Raw genomic sequence first — 15,563 nt, forward strand, 5'->3', positions numbered from 1 at the left:
GAATAAATGCAAAATAGAAATTTAAATTCTGGAAAGGTCTCCGGTAACCTTATTTTATATGTTGTATAAAGGGATTGGCCACAAGCGTGCGGTGGGAGCGCGACGTCGGAGAATATAAAATTTTCAATACACTTTTTTTAAATGGAATTTTACCCATTTTATGAAGGTGTCGAGTCCTGCGCTTTCACCTGAAAAGTGCGATTCCAGTGCGTGGGGCAGGAAAAAATTATATTTTATTACCAACCAGACAGCCAGGCGCTTACTGTTTTCCAGCTAAATATTTAAACAGGCCCCGCTTAGATTCTTCTAATAATCCTGTATCTTTGTATCCCGTAATCATAGAAAAACAGCAAAGTCTTATGGCTTCCAAAGCACGAAAGACCGCTAAGTACATTTTCGTTACGGGCGGTGTTACATCTTCACTTGGCAAGGGAATTATTGCCTCATCACTAGCTAAATTACTACAAGCGAGAGGCCTCTCGGTCACAATTCAGAAATTTGACCCGTATCTGAACATCGATCCGGGAACCATGAACCCTTACGAGCACGGTGAATGCTACGTAACAGACGATGGAGCCGAAACCGATCTCGACCTTGGGCATTATGAGCGTTTCCTGAACGTTCGCACTTCACAGGCAAACAACGTCACCACAGGGCGTATCTACCACAACGTTATTACCGCCGAGCGTCGCGGCGACTTTTTGGGAAAAACCGTACAGGTGGTTCCGCACATTACCGACGAGCTGAAAAGAAATATGCTGTTGCTGGGCCAGTCCGGCGATTACGATATTGTGATTACGGAAATTGGTGGCTGTGTGGGTGACATAGAGTCCCTGCCGTTCCTGGAAGCGGTTCGTCAGGTGAAATTCGAAATGGATGAGCAAGACACGCTTGTGATCCACCTTACATTGATCCCCTACCTGAACTCGGCGGGTGAGCTGAAAACCAAGCCGACCCAGCACTCGGTAAGAATGTTGCAGGAATCGGGTATCCAGCCGGATATCCTCGTGTGCCGTACGGAGCACCCGCTGCCTTACGATATCCGCAAGAAAATCGCATTGTTCTGTAACGTACAGGTGAACTCGGTGATCGAGGCGATGGACGCGGATACCATTTACGCCGTGCCTTTGCTGATGCTCAAAGAGCGCCTCGACCAGCGTGCATTATATATGCTCGACATTTATAATGATAAGGATGTGGACCTCGAATCGTGGAAGACCTTCCTTTCCCGCCTGAAAAATCCGATCGATTCAGTTCGCATTGGTTTGGTAGGTAAATATGTGGAGCTGCACGACGCTTACAAGTCTATCGTGGAGTCGTTTATTCATGCCGGTGCAGCCAACGAATGTAAGGTAAATATCGAATGGATCCACTCTGAAAGCCTTACGGCCGAGAATGCGGTTGAAAAGCTGGAAGACCTTGATGGTGTACTGGTTGCTCCGGGCTTCGGCGAGCGCGGTATCGAAGGAAAGATCGCCGCGATCCAGTATGTTCGCGAGAACAACATTCCTTTCTTCGGAATTTGCCTAGGTATGCAAATGGCCGTGATCGAGTATGCTCGTAACGTGATCGGCTGGGAGAATGCACATTCGGTCGAAATGGATGCTACCACTTCTCATCCGGTGATCCACCTGATGAAGGATCAAAAGGACGTTTCGAATAAGGGAGGTACCATGCGTTTGGGAGCTTACCCATGCCGCATTAAAAAGGACACACTGGCCCACAAAATCTACGGCAAGACCAATATCAGCGAGCGTCACCGTCACCGCTACGAGTTCAACAACAAGTATCTCAAAGAATTCGATGAAAAAGGTCTGGTGGCTACCGGTATTAACCCCGATAATAACCTGGTTGAGATGGTGGAAATGCCTTCACACCCATTCTATATAGGTGTACAGTTCCACCCTGAGCTGAAAAGCACGGTGATGAACCCGCACCCGATCTTCGTGAATTTCGTGGCTGCTGCATTGGCGTATTCAACGCAGAAGAGATCGGTAGGAGCTCTGACACCGGTTTCCCACTGATCACATTTTAAGGCCTGTTAAGCGAAAAAACTTGTTACCTTTGCCGGCTTACAAGCGGTATGTTATTTCAACAATTTAAAGTAAATAATGGATAAAAATTTTGTAATCGGCCTGGTCTTGATCATGCTGATGCTGATAGGCTACCAGGTACTGGTTCCGAAACCTGTGGAACCCACGCCGGTAGCGGAGGTGAAGAAGGAGGCTGCCAAGCCCGCGTCTGTCACTTCGGATACCACCCAAAATTCCTCACAATCAGTTGATTCTACAGTTGTTCCTCAAAAGGACCTGGTGATCGAAACGAAGGACGCCCGCGTGGTTTTTACTAACAAGGGCGGGGTAATGAAAGAGGTAATGTTGAAAAACTACAAAACCTACGATCAGAAGCCACTTTACCTGATTGCCGAAAACCACAACAATTTCCAGATCGATTTGCCGACCCAAACCGGAGATGTAAGACTGACCAACCAGACTTTCACTACCGACGCGCAGGACCGTACGTTGGCGGAAAAGGATTCGGCGGTGATTACTTACCGGGCGACGCTGAAAAATAATCAGACCGTGGAGCAGACTTACGTCGTACGCGGTAGCGGTTACGTGATCGATTACGGTATTAAGGCGAGTGGTGCGTTACCAGCCAATAAGTCGGTGGAATTCCACTGGGATAACGACCTGCTGCAACTGGAAAACGATATGAAGAAAAACCGTGAAGTGGTTACCGTTAACTACTACACGGACGAGCTGAAAAGCCTTCCTACGAGCCCGACTTCCAATGAAGAGGAGAAGACGGCTGATCCGGTTAAATGGTTTACTATTAAACACAAATACTTCCTGGCCGGTCTGATCGCGGAAAAACAACCGCTGACGAACGTTACCATGCGTGCGAATGTGAATCCGGAGGATTCGGTGATTGTGAAAAACATGAACATTTTCGCGGGCATTCCTACGGCTGCTGTTCAGAAGGGGGAGGCCAATTTCCAGTTCTACCTTGGACCTAACGAGTACCATATTGTAGATAAAGTAAAAGCAGAAAATTTTGATCAGAACGTATACCTCGGTTATGCATTCCTGAAACCGATCAACAAGTTTTTCCTCGTTCCGCTTTTCAACCTGATCGAAGGATTTGTGAGTAACTATGGCTTGCTCATCATTCTCCTGGTATTGTTTGTCAAAACATTGCTGACGCCGCTGACGTACAAATCATATATCAGCATGGCGAAAATGCGTATCCTGGCGCCTGAACTGGAACAGATCCGCGAGCAGAACAAAGACGATATTGCGAAGCAGCAGCAGGAACAAATGAAGCTTTACCAGCAGGTAGGCGTGAGCCCGCTGAGCGGATGTGTACCGGTACTGGCCACCATGCCGATCCTGTTCTCCCTCTTCTTCCTCTTCCCAAACCTGATCGAGCTGCGCCAGCAGTCGTTCCTCTGGGCAAGTGACCTTTCGACTTACGATTCGTTCTTCAAGCTGCCGTTCAATGTGCCTTTCGGTATCGGTAACCACATCAGCTTGTTCACGATTCTGATGACGGCTTCCAGCATTGGTTATGCTTATTATAATAACCAGAATACGCCAACCCAGCCAGGGCCGGTGAATATGAAGGCGCTGGGTTACGTGATGCCGCTGATGTTCATGTTCATCCTGAACTCGTTCCCTGCCGGTTTGACGTTCTACTACTTTGTTTCAAACATCGTGACCATCGCACAGCAGCTGCTTATCAAGCGCTTCGTGAATGAGGATAAAATCAAAAACATCCTCGAAGAGAACCGCAAGAAAAACGCCAGCGGAGAGAAGAAGCAAAACAAATTCCAGAAGTATCTTGAAAAGTCTCTGCAGGCTGCGGAAGAGGCGAAAAAGAAACAGGCTGAATTAGAGAAAAAGACCAAAAAGAAATAAAAGGTTTTTCAGATCGTAATAATAAAGGGCAATGTTCCGGTTGGGATATTGCCCGTTTTTTTCCATTTTGGGCTGATTTTTGCAGCTAAAAGATCGCCACACTCTTGACCCCGAAAACCTGATGAGAGTTATCTTTTTTTTGATTTTGACAGTTTATATCGGCTTGTATCAGCCGTCATACGGGCAGGGAAGTGCCCCGGCGGAAAGCAGGTACCGGTCGGCCCTGGCAGATTACAAACAAGGTAAATACGCCATGGCGATGGAGAAGTTCTATCCCATGACGAGCGTGAATGCGAAAACGGCCTATTCGCCCTATGCGCATTATTATTATGCATTAAGCGCCTACCAGCTGAAACGCTATAAGGATGCCAAGCCTATGCTGCTGCAACTGCAGAGCCGGTATCCGGGTTGGAATAAAATCAATGATGTGTATTACCTGCTGGGCGCTGTAAGTCTCGCCAACGGGCAGATCAACGACGGTCTCGATCAGCTGGCGAGGATCAAGGAATCTTCCCTGAACAAAGATGTACAGGCATTGAAGCAGCACTACCTGGGCGCGATCAAAGATCTCCTGAAACTGAAAGAATTGCAAAAGCAATATCCTTCCGACCGTGACATTGCATTGATGGTGTACCAATCCATCCAATCCGCCCGCACGCCTGCGCAAGGGGATTTGACTTACGCTGAGCAGCTGGACAAGCAATTTAAATTCCGTAAAAATGAAAAGGTAGAGGAGGCACCGAAACGCAGTGCGCCGAAGTCGGATACGCAATGGACGAAAGGTTACCTGGATGTAGCCGTATTGCTGCCATTCCGCCTGGATGAATTCCACACTTCCAAACGTCGCTCAAACCAGTTTGCTTACGATTATTACCTGGGCCTGACGATTGCCAGGGAACAGCTTCAAACAGAGGGAGTCACTGTTAACCTGTGGGCTTACGATGTTAGCAACGATGCCAAAAGCATGCAGGCCATTGCAGATAATAAGAACTTCCAGCTTTCGGACATGGTAATCGGACCATTGTATGCCAGTACTTTCGATGTTGCGGCTGACTTCATTTCAGGAAGCAACGCTATTATGCTCAACCCGCTTTCGACAGACGGTACTTTGCTGAAAAATGGAAACATTTACCTCGGGCACCCTTCCATTACCTACCAAACCCAGAGAGCGGCACAATGGATGCGTACCCTTTCGCCAAACCTCAACACGGTAATTTACTACGGTAACACCGCTAAGGATTCCACCATGGCAGCTTCTTACGCCGCCGAATGGAAGGAAAAAGGCGGGAAGGTAATGTCCATTACCCGCATTCAGCCCGACCGCGAGTCGCTGGAAAGCAAAATACCTTCATTTGAAACCAACAAGCCGGCGCATATAGCATTGTTTTCGTCAGACGGCGAATCGGGAGGGAACCTGATCGAAGTTTTAAACGGCCGCAAATTGAACGCGCTGCCAGTTCTCGCGACTTCGACGAGCTTCAATACCCAGCAGGCCAGATTGTCGCGTTACGGAACACGCTTAACATTGATCGATGCCGATTATGTGGACCGCGAGAAGGAGACGATCCGCATATTCCAGAAGAATTATTACAACAAAACCAGTACTTTCCCATCGGTGTATTCCTACCAGGGCTACGACCAGCTGCTTTTCTTTGCGCGGATGCTTTCCAAGTACAGGGACAAGCTCCCGGCCGGTCTGCAATCGCGGAAATTCGGCAGTGATGAATACCTGCTCTCGGGCTTTGATTATACGAAAGCGAATGAAAATCAGATTACGCCTGTCCTAAAATACAATGGTTCCAAATGGGTTCCTGTGGACAGATAATACCAACTTATATTAACAGAATGAATACTTCAACCAGCCAGCAACTTTTCGAAAAAGCACAAAATTATATCCCTGGTGGCGTGAATTCTCCCGTACGCGCATTCCGAGCGGTGGGCGGCACTCCGCTGTTTATCAAGTCGGCCAAAGGTCCTTACATTTATGACGAGGACGGCAATGAATATATCGAGCTGATCAACTCCTGGGGCCCAATGATCCTCGGGCACGGGCATGAACTGATTCAGAAAGCCGTTTCCGATGCTATCCAGCATTCGTTCTCTTTTGGTGCCCCTACACGCAGAGAAGTAGAGATTGCGGAACTGATCGTATCCATGGTTCCTTCGATCGAAAAGGTACGGATGGTGAACTCTGGTACCGAGGCCACGATGTCGGCCATACGCGTGGCGCGCGGATACACGGGGCGTGATAAGATCATCAAGTTTGATGGCTGCTACCACGGCCACGGTGACAGCTTCCTAATTGCCGCGGGCAGCGGTGCAGTAACGTTCGGTACGCCGGACAGTCCGGGCGTTACAAAAGGAGTTGCCAACGACACGTTAACGGCTCCCTACAATGACCTGGAAGCAGTGCAGCAACTGGTGGATGCCAACAAAGGGCAGATCGCCGCGCTGATCCTTGAACCGGTGGTAGGTAATATGGGCTGCGTGCTTCCGAAAGAGGGCTTTTTACAAGGTTTACGCCGTATTTGCGATCAAGAAGGCATTGTTTTGATTCTCGATGAAGTGATGACAGGCTTCCGTCTTTCGAAGGGCGGGGCGCAGGAAAGATTCGGAATTACGCCGGATTTAACAACGTTAGGAAAAATAATAGGTGGAGGAATGCCTGTGGGCGCCTATGGTGGCAAGGCAGAGATCATGAACTACGTCTCGCCGGCAGGCCCGGTTTACCAGGCTGGTACGCTTTCGGGTAACCCCATCGCGATGGCAGCAGGCTTTACGATGCTGACGTATCTGAACGAGCATCCGGAAGTTTATACCCAGCTCGAAAATGCAGGTAATAAGCTCGCATCCGGTTTCCGGGCTTCAATGGAGAAGTTAGGTTTGAAATACACTTTGAACCATATCGGTTCGATGTATACGCTGTTCTTTACATCAAATGCCGTGACCGATTTCCCATCGGCTAAATCCTCCGATCTGCCGTTGTTTGGCAAGTATTTCCACGCCATGCTGAACCGCGGGATCTATATGGGGCCAAGCCAATTCGAGGCAATGTTTCTTTCGACGGCGCTCACCGATGCGCATTTGGAGAGAATCATAGCAGCGAACGAAGAGGCATTGGCGGAGGTGACAAAATAATTTCGAATGATTGAATGATTGAATGACCGAATATTTTCATTCAATCATTCAATCATTCGGTCATTCAATCATTCAAAAATTAAATGCGCCGCTACTCGATCATCATCCCCGTTTACAACCGCCCCGACGAGTTGGAGGAATTGCTCGGTTGCCTCGCAATGCAGACTTACAAGAATTTCGAGGTGGTAATCGTAGAGGACGGTTCCAAAATCAAAGCGGATGCGGTGGTAGCATCCTTCGCCGACAAGCTCGATATTCATTACCATTACAAAGAAAACGGTGGCCAGGGCTTTGCCCGTAACCACGGTTTCGAACGTGCAGCAGGCGATTATTTTATATTGCTGGATTCGGATGCATTGATTGAGCCTAATTACCTCTCGATTGTCGAAAATCGGCTGAATACCGATTATGTAGACCTCTACGGCGGGCCGGATACCGACCATCCTTCTTTTACGCCCATTCAAAAGGCCATCAGTTACTCGATGACCTCGGTATTCACGACCGGCGGCATTCGCGGCAAGAAGAACAATATGGGCGGCACATTCCATCCACGGAGCTTTAATATGGGCCTCTCGCGTAAGGTATGGGAGCGCACAGGCGGGTTCCTGACGAGTCGGATGGGAGAGGACATCCTTTTCAGTATAGCAGCGTTGCGGCTCGGTTTTAAATCTGCATTGATTCCCGAGGCATTTATTTACCACAAACGCCGCACACAATTCGGGGCGTTTTTCAGGCAACTAAAGTTTTTCGGCCGCGCACGCATCAACATCGCCCGCTATTACCCCGACGAGTTGAAACTCGTGCATACATTCCCGTTACTGTTCACGCTCGGCGTTTGCAGCATTCCGGTATGGTACTTCATTTTCCGGCCGTTCTTTTACCTCGGATTGGGGTTTCTCGCAGTCTATGTTGCATTGCTCTTCATCGACGCATTGCGTAAAACGAAGAGCGTTGAAGTGGCATTCCTGAGTATTGGGGCTGCATTTGTGCAGCTTTTCGGCTACGGGATCGGTTTTGTACAGGAAGGGTGGAAGCGGCTTTGGGAAAACAAGTCGCACCGCGAGACGGGGGCAGCGATTGAGTATCCGTCGTGAGGTGGTCAGGAATAGTCATTGGTTGTCAGATTTTGTCAGGAATAGTCGAGAGGTGTCTCACGAAACTGCCTCTTTCATTTTCTATCAATGATATCAATCCTCCTAATAGTCACCGATTATTCTTCCTATTAATCACAACTATCGACGATCAATGACTACTCCTGACCACACCTGACTACTCTTGACAACCCCTGACTACTTCTGACAAAAATACACAATCTCCTCGCCAGGCAATGAGTACCGCTGCACTTCCGCCTTGCTTAGCTCATCCATCACAAACCGGTCCTCGGTCACTTTGAAACCGCCTTTTTCCAGCTCGCGGCCGTAGTTGCGGCCGAAGAGGCGCAGGTGGTCGTTTTGAAGGAAATGGATTTCACGTTCCTTCGGATCGGTGATCGTCGGGTCTTCGTAGGTTACCTCGTATTTCATGTCCTGCGGGGATTGGATCAATGCCCAGCCGCCGGGTTTCAGGACGCGATGTAGTTCGCTCATGGCGAGAATATAGTCGTCGACGTGCTCCATGACGTGGTTGCAAATCGCTACGTCGAAGGTATTTTCAGGGAATGGGATCTGGTGAATGTCCATTTTCACCTTCGCGAGGGGCGATTCGATGTCGGCGGTAATGTAGTCGAGGTTTTTCATCTGCTCGAAACGGTCGATGAAGCAGTATTCGGGCGCTACGTGGAGGACTTTGAGGTTGGCAGTATAGAAATTGGTTTTACGCTTCATATATAATGCCATCAGCCGGTGACGTTCGAGCGACAGGCAACTGGGGCACAGTGCATTTTCGCGACTCGACGTGTTGCGGCCATAGGGGAGGAACTTGCGGTATTTGCTGTTGCACACCGGGCATTCCACCTTGTTGCCGATATAGAAGATGCTGAGTCCCCGCGCTGCCCAGTGTCCGACAAGTTGGAGGTAGGGACGCGGAATGTAGCGCAGAACTAAACTAATGATGGATTTCATTAAACCAATTAACTAAAAATTAATAATTTTAGGATCATAACATCGAATAGCCTGAATAAATGATCCCCTCGATTGACCCGAAACCACCTGGTAAGCGACTCATAAAAAGAATGTCGACACGCACGAAATGGATGATTCTTGCTCCACTAGGCCTGTTGTTGTTCAGCTTTGGTCTTACCGTGCTCAGCGAAGCGGCGCATCAGCGGCGTATCGGGGAGCCTACGCAGGTTTGGGTCGTTTTGGGCCTTTACAGTCTTGCATTAATCAACGGGGGCCTGATCATGTTCGGTGAAGCGCTCCGTTTCCGTATCCTGCTCGATGTCCGCCGCGAAACGCGCCGTAGTATGCGCCAGTTGCTGCGGAAGGTCAATCTGAAAGCTGCTTCCGGGAAAAACAAATCCGGTAAAAAAGCAAAAAGCCCTACCAAAACAGATTGACAGGACTAGTTGGATAGCATTCCGAAGAGGCTTGATTATTTTTTATTTGCTTCGAATTGAGCCTTGATAGCCTCAACGTCAACATTGCGCACTTCTGGTTTGCGTAGAAGGTTCTTGATTTTGGCAGTGCGGTTGTTAGCAACTGCTTTGTTTCTGCGACCTTTACGTTTTAATTCCGTAACTCCCATTGTAAAAGTTTGTTTTGTGAAAGAGCCGCAAAATTAAGCATTTTAGCGCAAATAATGCACGCAATAGTCATAAATATTGCATAACCTGCCCTAACTTTACGGTTTCATAGGCTATTAACGGCCGAAATCGATAGCATTATTATAATGAGTAAACCATCTCTTGCCCGCGGGACCCGTGACTTTGGTCCGGAGCAAATGGCAAAGCGTACTTTCATTTTCGATACCATCCGACGCTCTTTCCAACGATACGGCTTCCTGCCATTAGAAACTCCCGCTTTTGAAAACCTGTCGGTACTGATGGGGAAATATGGAGAAGAGGGCGACCAGCTTTTGTTCAAGATCCTGAATTCGGGCGATTTCAGCGGCAAGCTTACGGAGGCCGACTGGCAGGCTGGCTCGAAGCCATTGACCACCAAAATTTCTGAAAAAGGACTTCGCTACGACCTTACCGTTCCCTTTGCACGCTACGTGGTGATGAACCGCGGCACGCTGGCCATGCCTTTCAAGCGCTATCAGATCCAGCCTGTATGGCGGGCCGATCGTCCGCAGAAAGGCCGCTACCGGGAGTTTTACCAATGCGATGCCGACGTGGTAGGCACCGATTCGCTGCTTTGCGAGGCGGAAATCGTGATGCTTTTGCATGATATTCTGCCTGCATTAGGTATTCAAGACTTTACGGTAAAGATCAATAACCGTAAAATCCTGACCGGGATCGCCGACATGATCGGAGCGCACGGGATGGAGGGGCCGCTTTGCGTGGCGATTGATAAATTGGATAAAATCGGGAAGGAGAAGGTCGTTGAGGAACTCCTTGAACGTGGTTTTGCTTCTGATAGCATCGAGAAGCTGGAACCGATTTTCAGCCTTTCGGCCGATGAAGATCCATTTACCGAACTGAAAAGCTGGTTGGCAGAATCGGAAGTTGCATTGAAAGGCATCCAGGAGCTGGAAGAGGTGTGGGCGATGGTGAAGATCCTGGGATTGGAAAAAGCAAAGATCGAATTCGATGTCACGCTCGCACGCGGGCTCTCATATTACACGGGCGCGATCTTCGAAGTGAAGGCGCATCATGTGCAGATCGGTAGCATTTCGGGCGGTGGCCGCTACGATAACCTGACAGGGACATTCGGCGTGCCAGGCATTTCAGGCGTGGGCATTTCGCTTGGTGTCGACCGTATTTATGACGTAATGGAAGAACTGAACCTCTTCCCGGAAAGCCAGAGAATGAGTACCAGGGTAATGATCTCGAATTTCGACGAAGAGGCATTTGCCTATGGCTTGTCGATCCTGCCAAAGTTCCGGAAAGCGGGCATTAACTCGGAGATCTATCCGGATTCGGTGAAGCTGAAAAAGCAACTGGATTACGCCGACCGCAAGAGCATTCCATTTGTTATTTTAATTGGCTCAGAGGAAATCCTGTCGGGTTTACTGACTTTGAAAAACATGAAAACCGGTGAGCAGCAGAAACTGAAAACGGAAGATATCATAACTTTGCTTAACCGGGAAGACCAATAACCCTAATTCAATACCGACAAACGGCTGCGTGAGCATCCTATAACTTTATGAATGATAATATTTTAAGAATTGCCATCCAGAAATCGGGCAGACTTAGTGAAGATTCTCTTAAACTGATCAAAGAATGTGGTATCCGTTTCGACAACGGTGCCGGTAAGCTTAAAACCGATGCTACGAACTTTCCAGCGGAAATTCTTTTCCTCCGCGACGACGATATTCCCGGTTATGTAGAAGACGGTGTGGCGCATTTGGGTATTGTAGGGGAGAATGTTTCGGAAGAATCGTGCAAGGATGTGGATACCGTTCACAAACTGGGCTTCTCGAAATGCCGGTTGTCGATCGGCGTTTTGCGTGAGGCGGAATACCATGGCGTGCAGGACCTGGAAGGTAAAAGCATTGCGACTACTTATCCTCGTTTGCTGGAACAATATCTTAAATCTCATAATGTTACGGCTGATATCCACGAAATCAGCGGGTCGGTAGAGATTGCGCCGAGCATTGGCCTGGCCGATGCGGTTTGCGATATCGTCAGTTCCGGCAGCACCTTGCTGAGTAACGGTTTGAAAGAAGTGGAAACGATTTTCCGCTCGGAGGCCGTCATGATCGCGAGCAAGCACCTTTCGCCGGTGCAGCAGGATTTGCTGGATCAACTTTTGTTCCGTATCAAATCGGTGCAGGTGGCAAAGAACAATAAGTACATTTTGCTCAACTGCCCTGTGGGTGCGGTAGAGAATATCACCAAGTTCCTGCCAGGTATGCGTTCTCCGACGATCCTGCCATTGGCGACGGAAGGCTGGTGCTCGCTGCATTCGGTGATCAACGAGAACGAGTTCTGGGAGAATATCGAGAAGATCCGCCAGGCTGGTGCGGAGGGGATTCTGGTGATCCCGATCGAGAAAATGATTGTTTAAGTACGGGGTTTTGATTCTGACATTATGAATATCATTCCATTTCCGGAAAGGGAACAGTGGCCTGCATTACTGGCACGTCCCATTCTGGAAGCCAAGGATATCGAAGCGCGGGTACTGCCCGTGCTCGAACAAGTGAAAAATGAAGGCGATGCAGGCATTAAGGCCCTCGCTCTGAAATTTGATAAAATTGAACTGACCGACCTCGCATTTTCGGAAAAAGACATGACAGAAGCCGGCGATAAGCTGGACGATGCATTGAAAGCGGCGATTGGTCAGGCTTACGAGAATATCTATAAATTCCACAAGGGGCAGTTGCAAGCGCCCGAAAAAGTGGAAACCATGCCCGGCGTTACCTGCTGGCGCAAAAGCGTGGGGATCGAGAAGGTGGGAATTTACATTCCCGGCGGTTCGGCGCCATTATTCAGCACGGTGCTTATGCTTGGTATTCCTGCCCAAATTGCTGGTTGTAAGGAGGTTGTACTTTGCACGCCGTCCGATCACCCGGCTATTTTGTATGCTGCGAAGCTGGTAGGCGTTACCAAGGCATTCCGTATTGGCGGTGCCCAGGCGATTGCTGCGATGGCTTATGGTACGGAAAGCGTTCCGAAAGTTTATAAAATATTTGGTCCTGGAAACCAGTATGTTACAACTGCCAAAATGCTGGTTAGCAAGGAAGGCGTGGCAATCGATATGCCTGCCGGACCTTCGGAAGTAGCGATTTTTGCGGACGATACGGCTTTGCCATGTTTCGTAGCAGCCGACTTGCTTTCACAGGCCGAGCATGGTGCCGATAGCCAGGTTTTATTGGTTTCTACCAGCAAAAAACTGCTTGCCTCGGTGAATATCGCATTGGCGGAGCAGCTGGAAGTGCTTCCCCGTAAGGACATTGCGGCGCAGGCGATGGCGAACAGCAAGGCGATCCTCGTCGAAACGGAGGAAGAAGCCATTGAAATGCTGAACCAATATGCAGCGGAGCATTTGATCCTCAGCATTACCAATGCAGAAGAGGTGACCGGAAAGATTTACAATGCCGGTTCCATATTCCTCGGCAACTACACGCCTGAATCGTGCGGGGATTATGCTTCGGGGACTAACCACACATTGCCTACCAATGGCTATGCAAGGGCTTACAGCGGGGTGTCTGTCGATAGTTTTGTCAAAAAAATCACCGTTCAGCATATCACCGAGGAAGGCATTCGCAACATCGGTCCCACCGTGGAAGCCATGGCAGCAGCCGAATCGCTCGACGCTCATAAGAATGCCGTGAGCATCAGATTGAAAAATCTTTTGTGAAAAATTCTTAGTCCGGGAAAATTGTCCTAAATTAGAGGACAAATTTCAACGGCCTTAAAATTATAGAAAGATGACAGCATACATGGTTAACGAACGTTTGGGAGGCTATGAAACCCTCAAACATGCTGTAAAAAATGACTTCGACCTGGCTTACCTGGCCGAAAACGGCGTTCCGAAAGCTTCCATTCAGCATTTGGCTGATTCTATCGGGATGGATATTAAAGATGTGATAGCGCTGTTGCCTGTTACTTCAAGGAATTTGCAGCGTTACAATGATATTGATCTGCTTAGCAATGTAGTTTCCGATCATCTGATCGCCCTGGCCGATCTGTTCTCCGTGGGGAACCGGGCGTTGGGTAAAGAATATTTCCTCGATTGGCTCAACAACGAGGTGCCTGCGCTGGGTAGTGAGAAACCGATCAGCTTTTTACGGACCCATGCGGGTATAGAGCTGGTCAAGACCGAATTAGGGCGCATGGAACACGGTATTTTCGCTTAATGGAGCTATTCAGGATAACAAGATCGGAATATCAGGAGGATTTGAGTGGAATAGGGGCTTTTTACAATGGAGGACGATGGAACTCCCCCCGAAACGCTATGCTTTACACATCTTCGCATCGCTCACTGGCCATGCTCGAAGTACTCGTTCACTGGCACAAAACGGTGACGCCTCCCAACTACGTGATTGTTTCCCTGGAAATTCCCGATCATGTCGCAAGCGTAACCGCTCCTAATCTGGTGCCCGAATGGTATGAGGATGAGCAATGGAGCAAAGGAATCGGTGATTCGTGGCTGAAAGCGGGTAACAGCCTTCTGCTGCGGGTACCATCGGTGGTGGTACAGGCCGAACCGAACTACCTCGTTAATCCAATGCATCCCGACGTCCTTTCGCTTCGCATTACCGACATAGCGCCGCTGAATTTCGATAAAAGGCTCTTCAAAAAGATTTAAAATCCACACACGGCGACCGCCGTAATTTTCGATAGTATGAATAACAGTTTCGATTTAACCAGAGTCCTTCGCCCGCACATTCTCACATTGGCCCCGTATTCATCCGCAAGAGACGAATATACCGGCCATGTGGGTATTTTCCTGGATGCGAACGAAAACCCATACGGTTCGGTGACCGGCGAAAACTACAACCGCTATCCCGATCCTTACCAGGCCGAAATCAAGCAGAAACTGAGTCCGATCAAGCAGGTGAGCCCCGACCGCATTTTCCTCGGAAACGGCAGCGACGAACCGATCGATTTGCTCACACGCGCCACGTGTACGCCCGGGTATGACCATGTGATCATCCTGCCGCCGACGTACGGCATGTATGAGGTAAGCGCCTCGATCCACGATGTGAAGATCGACAAGGTATCGCTCACGAATGATTACCAGATCGATACCGAGGCCGTTTTGAATGCGGTAACGCCACAGACAAAGATCATCTGGATCTGCTCGCCGAATAACCCGACGGGTAATGTAATGCAGCACGACGCGATTCAGACCATTCTGGAGGGTTTCAGCGGACTGGTGGTTGTGGATGAGGCTTATATCGATTTCACGGACGAGCCTTCGTGGATCCAGCACCTCGACAAATATCCTAACCTGGTGGTATTGCAGACCTTCTCTAAAGCCTGGGGCCTTGCGGGTATCCGCGTAGGGATGTGTTTCGCTTCACCGGAGCTGATCCGCGTTCTGAACAAAATCAAGCCGCCTTACAATATCAGCCTGCCCGCACAGCAGGCATTGCTCGAAGGCCTGAACGGTATTGATAAAAAGGACAAAATGGTGGCCGATATTCTCGAACAGCGCGCTGCGCTGACTGAGCAACTCCAAAGCCTGCCGATCGTGGTTAAAATACATCCTACGGACGCCAACTTCCTGCTTGTGCAGTTCGAAGATGCGAAGAGTGTGATGGACTATCTGATCCGGGAGACGATCATCGTACGCGACCGCTCGCGGGTACATTTGTGCGAAGGATGCCTGCGGATTACGGTAGGAACAAAAGAAGAAAACGAAGTTTTGATCGAATCATTAAAGAAATTCCAGTCTCAGAACGTTATTGTGTAGCTGTTGTTTCAGCGTTCCAGGAACATTTCCCCGATTTAAT

General features: G+C 49.1%; 14 protein-coding genes. 12 read left to right on the forward strand and 2 right to left on the reverse strand.

Going from position 1 to position 15,563, the window contains the following annotated elements; genetic code table 11:
* Window positions 1-359 precede the first annotated feature (359 nt).
* The 5 genes from pyrG (at window position 360) to AC2YIT_RS08100 (ending at window position 8,152) form a co-directional block, all read left to right on the forward strand.
* Complete coding sequence (gene pyrG / locus AC2YIT_RS08080; RefSeq protein ID WP_430848211.1) at window positions 360-2,024, forward strand: CTP synthase; 1,665 nt, start codon at window positions 360-362, stop codon at window positions 2,022-2,024.
* Window positions 2,025-2,111: 87 nt separating this feature from the next.
* Window positions 2,112-3,920 carry a membrane protein insertase YidC gene (gene yidC / locus AC2YIT_RS08085; protein ID WP_487278850.1) on the forward strand — a complete coding sequence of 603 codons (1,809 nt, stop codon included), beginning with the start codon at window positions 2,112-2,114 and terminating at the stop codon, window positions 3,918-3,920.
* Between the two features lie 121 nt (window positions 3,921-4,041).
* The gene (locus AC2YIT_RS08090; protein ID WP_487278851.1) at window positions 4,042-5,745 is read left to right on the forward strand and encodes an ABC transporter substrate-binding protein; all 1,704 of its coding nucleotides are present in this window, start codon (window positions 4,042-4,044) and stop codon (window positions 5,743-5,745) included.
* 20 nt (window positions 5,746-5,765) lie between these two features.
* Window positions 5,766-7,058, forward strand: a complete 1,293-nt coding sequence (gene hemL, locus AC2YIT_RS08095) for a glutamate-1-semialdehyde 2,1-aminomutase (protein WP_487278852.1) — start codon at window positions 5,766-5,768, stop codon at window positions 7,056-7,058.
* An 83-nt stretch (window positions 7,059-7,141) separates the two neighbouring features.
* Complete coding sequence (locus tag AC2YIT_RS08100) at window positions 7,142-8,152, forward strand: glycosyltransferase family 2 protein (RefSeq protein ID WP_430848219.1); 1,011 nt, start codon at window positions 7,142-7,144, stop codon at window positions 8,150-8,152.
* Between the two features lie 195 nt (window positions 8,153-8,347).
* Here AC2YIT_RS08100 and AC2YIT_RS08105 read toward each other — a convergent pair whose 3' ends face one another.
* Entirely contained in the window at window positions 8,348-9,118 is a 771-nt protein-coding gene (locus AC2YIT_RS08105; RefSeq protein WP_309983798.1) for a class I SAM-dependent methyltransferase, read from the reverse strand.
* Window positions 9,119-9,228: 110 nt separating this feature from the next.
* Here AC2YIT_RS08105 and AC2YIT_RS08110 point away from each other — a divergent pair, with 110 nt between their 5' ends.
* A complete protein-coding gene (locus tag AC2YIT_RS08110) occupies window positions 9,229-9,555 on the forward strand; it encodes a hypothetical protein (RefSeq protein WP_291040645.1) in 327 nt (108 codons plus the stop codon).
* 35 nt (window positions 9,556-9,590) lie between these two features.
* On the opposite strand, the gene AC2YIT_RS08115 is transcribed toward AC2YIT_RS08110, so the two are convergent.
* Window positions 9,591-9,743: a hypothetical protein gene (locus AC2YIT_RS08115; protein ID WP_015810647.1), complete on the reverse strand. Its 153-nt coding sequence runs from the start codon at window positions 9,741-9,743 to the stop codon at window positions 9,591-9,593.
* 144 nt (window positions 9,744-9,887) lie between these two features.
* Between AC2YIT_RS08115 and hisS the strand changes: the two genes are divergently transcribed.
* The 6 genes from hisS to hisC all read left to right on the forward strand — a co-directional run bounded on the left by hisS (window position 9,888) and on the right by hisC (window position 15,523).
* Window positions 9,888-11,258 (forward strand): histidine--tRNA ligase, encoded by a 1,371-nt coding sequence (hisS, locus tag AC2YIT_RS08120; RefSeq protein ID WP_487278853.1) that lies wholly within the window; start codon window positions 9,888-9,890, stop codon window positions 11,256-11,258.
* Between the two features lie 47 nt (window positions 11,259-11,305).
* A complete protein-coding gene (hisG, locus tag AC2YIT_RS08125; protein WP_487278854.1) occupies window positions 11,306-12,169 on the forward strand; it encodes an ATP phosphoribosyltransferase in 864 nt (287 codons plus the stop codon).
* Window positions 12,170-12,193: 24 nt separating this feature from the next.
* Window positions 12,194-13,462: a histidinol dehydrogenase gene (gene hisD, locus AC2YIT_RS08130; RefSeq protein ID WP_487278855.1), complete on the forward strand. Its 1,269-nt coding sequence runs from the start codon at window positions 12,194-12,196 to the stop codon at window positions 13,460-13,462.
* 70 nt (window positions 13,463-13,532) lie between these two features.
* A complete protein-coding gene (locus AC2YIT_RS08135; RefSeq protein ID WP_090152622.1) occupies window positions 13,533-13,961 on the forward strand; it encodes an antitoxin Xre/MbcA/ParS toxin-binding domain-containing protein in 429 nt (142 codons plus the stop codon).
* Complete coding sequence (locus AC2YIT_RS08140) at window positions 13,961-14,413, forward strand: RES family NAD+ phosphorylase (RefSeq protein ID WP_430848230.1); 453 nt, start codon at window positions 13,961-13,963, stop codon at window positions 14,411-14,413. The genes AC2YIT_RS08135 and AC2YIT_RS08140 overlap by 1 nt, the downstream gene beginning before the upstream one ends.
* A gap of 36 nt (window positions 14,414-14,449) precedes the next feature.
* The gene (gene hisC / locus AC2YIT_RS08145; protein ID WP_430848232.1) at window positions 14,450-15,523 is read left to right on the forward strand and encodes a histidinol-phosphate transaminase; all 1,074 of its coding nucleotides are present in this window, start codon (window positions 14,450-14,452) and stop codon (window positions 15,521-15,523) included.
* Window positions 15,524-15,563 lie beyond the last annotated feature (40 nt).

Source organism: Dyadobacter sp. SRI_021, from assembly GCF_057586235.1.

Bases quoted from the DNA above. Each gene is read 5' to 3' on its own strand.
- AC2YIT_RS08100 (WP_430848219.1), top strand. From the start codon at position 7,142: ATGCGCCGCTACTCGATCATCATCCCCGTTTACAACCGCCCCGACGAG.
- hisC (WP_430848232.1), top strand. From the start codon at position 14,450: ATGAATAACAGTTTCGATTTAACCAGAGTCCTTCGCCCGCACATTCTC.
- AC2YIT_RS08115 (WP_015810647.1), bottom strand. From the start codon at position 9,743: ATGGGAGTTACGGAATTAAAACGTAAAGGTCGCAGAAACAAAGCAGTT.
- hisD (WP_487278855.1), top strand. From the start codon at position 12,194: ATGAATATCATTCCATTTCCGGAAAGGGAACAGTGGCCTGCATTACTG.
- yidC (WP_487278850.1), top strand. From the start codon at position 2,112: ATGGATAAAAATTTTGTAATCGGCCTGGTCTTGATCATGCTGATGCTG.
- AC2YIT_RS08140 (WP_430848230.1), top strand. From the start codon at position 13,961: ATGGAGCTATTCAGGATAACAAGATCGGAATATCAGGAGGATTTGAGT.
- pyrG (WP_430848211.1), top strand. From the start codon at position 360: ATGGCTTCCAAAGCACGAAAGACCGCTAAGTACATTTTCGTTACGGGC.
- hisG (WP_487278854.1), top strand. From the start codon at position 11,306: ATGAATGATAATATTTTAAGAATTGCCATCCAGAAATCGGGCAGACTT.
- AC2YIT_RS08105 (WP_309983798.1), bottom strand. From the start codon at position 9,118: ATGAAATCCATCATTAGTTTAGTTCTGCGCTACATTCCGCGTCCCTAC.
- AC2YIT_RS08090 (WP_487278851.1), top strand. From the start codon at position 4,042: ATGAGAGTTATCTTTTTTTTGATTTTGACAGTTTATATCGGCTTGTAT.
- AC2YIT_RS08135 (WP_090152622.1), top strand. From the start codon at position 13,533: ATGACAGCATACATGGTTAACGAACGTTTGGGAGGCTATGAAACCCTC.
- AC2YIT_RS08110 (WP_291040645.1), top strand. From the start codon at position 9,229: ATGTCGACACGCACGAAATGGATGATTCTTGCTCCACTAGGCCTGTTG.
- hisS (WP_487278853.1), top strand. From the start codon at position 9,888: ATGAGTAAACCATCTCTTGCCCGCGGGACCCGTGACTTTGGTCCGGAG.
- hemL (WP_487278852.1), top strand. From the start codon at position 5,766: ATGAATACTTCAACCAGCCAGCAACTTTTCGAAAAAGCACAAAATTAT.